We start from the raw sequence: 6321 nt of genomic DNA, 5'->3' as shown, positions 1-6321 counted from the left end.
TACTTTTGGTTTTTGTGTGCGTTTTCTTTTGGTTTGTTTGTTGCCGTTGTTGGGGGCTGATGCCCCGGGGGGTTGTGTCTCTGGTGCCCCCCCGGCCCCCCCCCCCCGTCCGTCCCCGTGCGACCCGTCCCCTGCACGACCCGTCCCCCGTACGACGCAGAAGACGAAAGAGCAGCGCCCATGGCCCGCGACCTCACCCCCGGCACCGGCCACCGACGCGGCCGGCTGAGGGTGTACCTCGGTTCCGCTCCCGGTGTCGGCAAGACCTACCGGATGCTGGACGAGGCCCGGCGCAGACAGGACCGGGGCGCGGACGTCGTCGTCGGCTGGATCGAGTGCCACGGCCGCCGCCACACCGAGGCGATGCTCGACGGCCTGGAGGTCGTGCCGGGCGTCCACCGCGCCTACCGGGAAACCGACTTCGAGGAGATGGACCTCGACGGGGTACTCCGGCGGAAGCCCACGGTCGTGCTCGTGGACGAACTGGCGCACACCAACATCCCCGGCGGGCGGCACGGCAAGCGCTGGCAGGACGTCGACGAGCTGCTGGACGCCGGGATCGACGTCATCACCACGGTCAACATCCAGCACCTGGAGTCGTTGAACGACGTCGTTCAGAAGATCACCGGCATCCCGCAGCGCGAGACCGTCCCGGACGAGGTGGTGCGCCGGGCCGACCAGATCGAACTCGTCGACATGGCCCCCCAGGCGCTGCGCCGCCGGATGGCCCACGGCAACGTCTACAAGGCGGAGAAGGTGGACGCCGCGCTCTCGAACTACTTCCGGGTCGGCAACCTCACCGCCCTGCGCGAGCTCGCCCTGCTCTGGGTGGCCGGGCGGGTCGACGAGGGCCTGCGCGACTACCGGGCCAGCCACAACATCGACCGGGTCTGGGAGACCCGCGAACGCGTCGTGGTCGCCCTCACCGGCGGCCCCGAGGGCGAGACCCTGATCAGACGCGCCGCCCGGATCGCGGACCGCACCGCCGGCGGCGACCTGCTCGCCGTCCACGTCACCCGCAGCGACGGCCTGGCCGGCGCCTCCTCCGGCGCCCTCGCCCAGCAGCGGCAGCTCGTCGAGAGCCTCGGCGGCAGCTACCACGTGGTCGTCGGCGACGACATCCCCACCTCGCTGCTGGCCTTCGCCCGCGCCCACGACGCCACCCAGCTCGTCCTCGGCACCAGCCGCCGCGGCCGGACCGCCCGCTTCCTCACCGGACCGGGCATCGGCGAGACCACGGTGGACGCCTCCGAGGACATCGACGTCCACATGGTCACCCACGAGTTCACCGGCCGGGGCCGGCTGCCCGCCCTCGGCCGGCGCCACTCCCGGCGCCGCACCGTCGCCGGCTTCCTGGCCGGCCTGGCGGTGCCCTCGCTGCTGACCCTGGTCCTGTCCCAGTTCCACGACACCGTCAACCTCACCACCGACGCCCTGATCTTCCAGCTCGGCGTCGTCGTGGTAGCCCTGCTCGGCGGCGCCACCTCGGCCCTGCTGGCCTCGCTGGTCGCCTCGGCGCTGCTCAACTACTTCTTCATCCCGCCCGTCCACGCCTTCACCATCGGCGAGACCAACAACATCATCGCCCTGGTGGTCTTCGCGGCCGTCGCGCTGACCGTCTCCACCGTGGTCGACCACGCGACCCGCCTCACCGCCCGCGCCGCCCGCGCCACCGCCGAGGCCGAGACCCTCTCCACCCTGGCCGGCAGCGTGCTGCGCGGCGCCGACGCCCTGCCCGCCCTGCTGGAGAAGTCCCGCACCGCCTTCGGCATGAGCTCGGTGGCCCTGCTCGGCCGCACCGGCGGCGAGGTGCTCGCCTCCTGCGACACCGCCGCCGAGCCGGGGGACGCCGCCGACGGTGACCGGGCCGACACCGGCGCCGCCGCCCCGGACCGCACCCTCGTCACCACCGAGGTCCCCGTCGGCGCCGACGCCGTCCTCGTCCTGACCGGCCGCCGGCTGCCCGCCGCCGACCAGCGCGTCCTCACCGCCTTCGCCGCCCACGTCGCCGCCGCCCTGGAACGCGACCGCCTCGCCGTCGTCGCGGCCGAGGTCGAACCCATCAAGGCCGCCGACCGGATGCGCACCGCCCTGCTCGCCGCCGTCAGCCACGACCTGCGCACCCCGCTCGCCGCGGCCCTCGCCTCGGTCGGCTCGCTGCGCAGCCCCGACGTCGAGTTCTCCGCCGAGGACCGGGCCGAACTCCTCGCCACTGCCGACGAGTCCCTCGTCCGACTCACCCGTCTGGTGGACAACCTGCTCGACATGAGCCGCCTCCAGGCCGGCGCGCTCACCCTCCACCTCGCCGAGACCCACCTCGACGAGATCCTGCCCCGCGCGCTGGACTCGCTCGCCGATCCGTACGCGCCCGTCCAGCCGCTGGACCTGGAGACCGTGCCGCCGGTGCTCGCCGACCCGCCGCTGCTGGAACGCGTCCTCGCCAACGTCATCACCAACGCCCTGCGGTACAACGCCCCCGGCGCGCCGGTCCTGGTCGCCGCCAGCCAGCACGCCGGACGGGTCGAACTGCGGGTGATCGACCGCGGTCCCGGCATCGCCCCCGAGGACCGGGACCGGGTCTTCCTGCCGTTCCAGCGCCTCGGTGACACCGACAACACCACCGGCGTCGGCCTCGGCCTCGCCCTCTCCCGCGGCCTCGCCGAAGCCATGGGCGGCAGCCTGGAGGTCGAGGACACCCCCGGCGGCGGCACCACCATGCTGCTCACCCTGCCCGCCGCCCCGGCCCGGCCGCTGCCCGACGGTCCCGTGCCCGTACCGGCGGATCCGGTGTCCGCCGGTCCCCTGCCCGCCCAGCAGTACGGGGAGGCCCCCGAATGAGCGAGATCCTCGTCGTCGACGACGAGCCGGCGCTGCTGCGCACCCTGCGGATCAACCTCGGCGCCCGGCAGTACGCCGTCCGCACCGCCGCGACCGGCGGCGAGGCCCTGGCCCGCGCCGCCGGTACCTCCCCCGATGCCGTCCTGCTCGACCTCGGCCTGCCCGACCTCGACGGCATGGACGTCATCCGCGTTCTGCGCAGCCGCAGTGCGGTGCCGATCATCGTGCTCTCCGGCCGGGCCGACGCCGCCGACCGGATCGGCGCGCTGGACGCCGGCGCCGACGACTACCTCACCAAGCCGTTCCTGATGGACGAGCTGCTGGCCCGGCTGCGCGCCGTGCTGCGCCGCCCGCCGGTCGCCCTCGGCCCCGCGGTGCCCGCGCCGGTGATCGGCGACCACACCGTGGACCTCGCCGCCACCACCGTCAGCGGGCCGGACGGCCCGGTGCGGCTCACCCCGACCGAGTGGCGGATCCTGTCCCTGCTGCTGGCCCACCCCGGCCGGCTGGTGCCCGGCCGGCGGATCCTGCGCGAGGTCTGGGGCCCGGCCCACGAGGAGCGGGGCAACTACCTGCGGGTCTACCTGGCCGGCCTGCGGCGGAAGCTGGAGCGCGACCCGGCCCGGCCGCGCCATCTGATCACCGAGCCGGGGATCGGCTACCGCTACGAGCCCTGACCGCGCCCCGCGTCACCGGGCGCGTCAACGGCCCGTCAGGACCGGCCGCCCCGGCGTCAACAGTCCGTCAGGACCGGCCGCCCCGGCGTCAACGGCCCGTCAGGAGCGGCCGGGCCGGCCGCCCGGGGGCATAGCGTCGGTGACGAGGAAGCGGTCCCGCTCCGTGGGGGATGCCTGGGACCGCTTCGCCGCTCCGGCGGCCACCCGGGTGGGGGAGGGGCGCGCGATGCCGGCATCGCGCGCCCCGATCACCCGTCCGTGCCGTCCGACTGCCGGGGCAGCGCCAGGGCCACCGTGTCGGCGAACTCCCGCACCGCGCTGGTCCGGCTGACGACCCGGCCGCTGTGCACCACCAGCCGGCTGTGCCCGCCCGCCAGCGCCCCGGACAGGCTGTCCCCGCGCACCGCCAGCAGCTCCGCCGGGAACCCGGCGTCCACCCGCACCGGCGGCAGTCCCAGCGCCAGCCGTGCCTGGTTGGAGACCGCGTCGTACGCCGCGTCGGGATCCAGCACCCCGGCCGCCGCCAGCAGGTACGCAGCTTCCAGCGGGTCCGCCCGCCCGACCGGGTTGGCGCCGTCGCGCAGCGAACCGCTGCCGGCCGCCAGCGGCACCCGGGCCTTCAGCAGGTCCCGCAGCGGCGCGGGCCGCGGCCCGCCCGCCAGGCCCTCCAGCCCCGAACAGGCGCCGTTCTGCGGCAGGCAGACCACCCTGACCCCGCTGTTGGCCAGCACCGTCGCGGCGCCCGGCACGAGCGACCCGCAGGGACCGACCACCACCCGGGGCCGCAACGGGGCGAGCGCTCCGGCCAGCCGGGCCAGCTGCGCCGGATCGGCGGCCGTGGTGTGCAGGTCCACCGGGCAGTCCGCCTCCCGGGCGGCCTCCAGCAGCAGTTGGACGTAGCCGGCCGGGTCCGGGTCCAGCTCGGGGCAGCCGCCGGCGGCGGTGGCGCCCAGCTTGAGCGCCTCCCGCAGCTGGGCCCGGCCGTCCGCCCCGGCCCTTCCGGTGAGCAGCCGGGGCATCGCCACGGCCTGGAGGTCGGCGAGGCCGCGCAGCGCCTGCTGGGAGGTGAGCACCGCCTCCAGCCGGCGCAGTCCGTGCACGTCGCCGATCCGGACGTGGGTGCGCTGGGCGGTCGCGCCGTAGCCGAGCGAGGTCAGGGCGGCCTCGGTGACCCGCCGGGTGAGCTCGGCGGGGGTCTCCGGCGGCGGAGTGGGCAGGGCGGCGGAGAAGGCGACGTCGTAGTGCGCGTGCGGCTCGGCCGGGGCCGGCAGCAGCAGGTAGCCGCGCAGGTCGATCCTGGCCCCGGTGGTGACGGTGGGCCCGCCGGGCACGGCGGGCAGGGGGCCGAGGCCGCCGGCGGTGCCGACGGCCTGGATCCGGTCGCCGCTGATCCGTACGTCCACCACCCGGCCGTCCGCCAGCCTGGCTCCGGTGAGCAGCAGGACGGGCCCGTGCCCGAGCGGGTTGGCGGCAGGGCCGGGTCCGGGGTGCGGTCCGTCGGCGGCTGCGCTGTCCATCGCCCGGCTCCTTCTGGCGTCCGGTTCCTGCTCGGGTCAATGAGCGACGAGCCTACGGCGGGCGGGCCCGGGGCGCCGGGAGGCGGGCAATAGTCGTATCGGGTCGGGGCGTGGCTCCGGGGGGCCGGTCGAACGCCGGACCTTCGATCGCTCGCCCGTGCGCCTCGCCGACCTGCGGACTTCGCCGCGCGATACGGATTTCACCTCTGGGCGCGAAACGTGTAATCTCTTCCTCGTTCGCCCCTATAGCTCAGTCGGTAGAGCGTCTCCATGGTAAGGAGAAGGTCTGCGGTTCGATTCCGCATGGGGGCTCTGGTGAGAAGGAGTCGGCTTCGGCTGTGCTCCGGATCACTGTGGCGGTGTAGCTCAGTTGGTAGAGCAAGCGGCTCATAATCGCTGTGTCACCGGTTCAAGTCCGGTCACCGCTACCCCGCGTAGTCGGTCGGGGGATCACACTCCCGGTCGGCTACTCTTGTCTGTGTTCTTATTCATTGTCCAAGGAAGGCACTCCCGTGGCTGCCACCGATGTCCGCCCGAAGATCACGCTGGCCTGCGTGGAGTGCAAGGAGCGGAACTACATCACCAAGAAGAACCGGCGTAACGACCCGGACCGTCTTGAGATGAAGAAGCACTGCCCCCGCTGCAACTCGCACACCGCGCACCGCGAGACCCGCTGACCCTCTTGCAGGGCAACGGGCCTGTGTGACCAGGTCTACGGCTCCGGGCCGCATCCCTCACGGGGGGTGCGGCCCGGAGTCTTTTGCGTTCCAACGTGTTCCAACGTGTTCCGACCGTCTGTCCGCCGCGTTTCCTAGGAGCTGCCGATGGCACTCGACCCTTCCTTCATCGGGCGGACCTATCCGCCCACCGAGCCCTACGAGGTCGGCCGGGAGAAGATCCGCGAGTTCGCCGTCGCCGTGGGTGACGCCAATCCGGTGTACCGCGACCCGGAGGCCGCCAAGGCACTCGGCCACCCGGACGTGATCGCGCCGCCGACCTTCCCGATCGTGCTCACCATGCGGGCCTCCGGCCAGGTGGTCCAGGACCCGGAGCTGGGTCTCGACTACAGCCGGGTCGTGCACGGCGACCAGAAGTTCAGCTACACCCGCCCGGTGCGGGCCGGTGACCGGCTGACCGTCTCGGTCACCGTCGACAACATCAAGTCGCTGGCCGGCAACGACGTGCTCACCGTGCGCGGCGAGGTCGCGGACGAGTCCGGCGAGCACGTGGTGACGTCGGTCATGACCCTGGTGGCCCGGGCCGCCGACGAGAAGGCGGGGGAGTGAGCC

5 protein-coding genes and 2 tRNA genes are annotated in these 6321 nt (G+C 73.9%); 6 read left to right on the top strand and 1 reads right to left on the bottom strand.

Annotated features, from left to right (window positions below; all coding sequences use genetic code 11):
- Positions 1-180 precede the first annotated feature (180 nt).
- Together ACIPYS_RS19325 and ACIPYS_RS19320 are read left to right on the top strand one after the other, a co-directional pair.
- Complete coding sequence (locus ACIPYS_RS19325) at positions 181-2838, top strand: ATP-binding protein (RefSeq protein WP_400747436.1); 2658 nt, start codon at positions 181-183, stop codon at positions 2836-2838.
- Positions 2835-3515, top strand: coding sequence for a response regulator (locus ACIPYS_RS19320; protein ID WP_093861681.1), 681 nt, complete (start codon positions 2835-2837; stop codon positions 3513-3515). The genes ACIPYS_RS19325 and ACIPYS_RS19320 overlap by 4 nt, the downstream gene beginning before the upstream one ends.
- A 248-nt stretch (positions 3516-3763) precedes the next feature.
- Here ACIPYS_RS19320 and ACIPYS_RS19315 read toward each other — a convergent pair whose 3' ends face one another.
- The gene (locus ACIPYS_RS19315) at positions 3764-5032 is read right to left on the bottom strand and encodes a hydrolase (RefSeq protein WP_400747433.1); all 1269 of its coding nucleotides are present in this window, start codon (positions 5030-5032) and stop codon (positions 3764-3766) included.
- Positions 5033-5271: 239 nt separating this feature from the next.
- Here ACIPYS_RS19315 and ACIPYS_RS19310 point away from each other — a divergent pair.
- From ACIPYS_RS19310 to ACIPYS_RS19295, 4 genes are all read left to right on the top strand, one after another.
- Positions 5272-5344, top strand: a tRNA-Thr gene (locus tag ACIPYS_RS19310).
- 43 nt (positions 5345-5387) lie between these two features.
- Positions 5388-5460 (top strand) — tRNA-Met (locus tag ACIPYS_RS19305).
- 84 nt (positions 5461-5544) lie between these two features.
- Positions 5545-5709 carry a 50S ribosomal protein L33 gene (gene rpmG, locus ACIPYS_RS19300; RefSeq protein ID WP_006604855.1) on the top strand — a complete coding sequence of 55 codons (165 nt, stop codon included), beginning with the start codon at positions 5545-5547 and terminating at the stop codon, positions 5707-5709.
- Positions 5710-5856: 147 nt separating this feature from the next.
- The gene (locus ACIPYS_RS19295; RefSeq protein ID WP_093861683.1) at positions 5857-6318 is read left to right on the top strand and encodes a MaoC family dehydratase N-terminal domain-containing protein; all 462 of its coding nucleotides are present in this window, start codon (positions 5857-5859) and stop codon (positions 6316-6318) included.
- Positions 6319-6321 lie beyond the last annotated feature (3 nt).

Source organism: Kitasatospora sp. NPDC089913, from assembly GCF_044748625.1.
Classification (GTDB): Bacteria; Actinomycetota; Actinomycetes; order Streptomycetales; family Streptomycetaceae; genus Kitasatospora.
Note: the sequence above shows the minus strand (reverse complement) of the source record. Positions and strands in the feature narration are given on the sequence as shown.

Bases quoted from the DNA above. Each gene is read 5' to 3' on its own strand.
- ACIPYS_RS19325 (WP_400747436.1), top strand. From the start codon at position 181: ATGGCCCGCGACCTCACCCCCGGCACCGGCCACCGACGCGGCCGGCTG.
- ACIPYS_RS19320 (WP_093861681.1), top strand. From the start codon at position 2,835: ATGAGCGAGATCCTCGTCGTCGACGACGAGCCGGCGCTGCTGCGCACC.
- ACIPYS_RS19315 (WP_400747433.1), bottom strand. From the start codon at position 5,032: ATGGACAGCGCAGCCGCCGACGGACCGCACCCCGGACCCGGCCCTGCC.
- ACIPYS_RS19295 (WP_093861683.1), top strand. From the start codon at position 5,857: ATGGCACTCGACCCTTCCTTCATCGGGCGGACCTATCCGCCCACCGAG.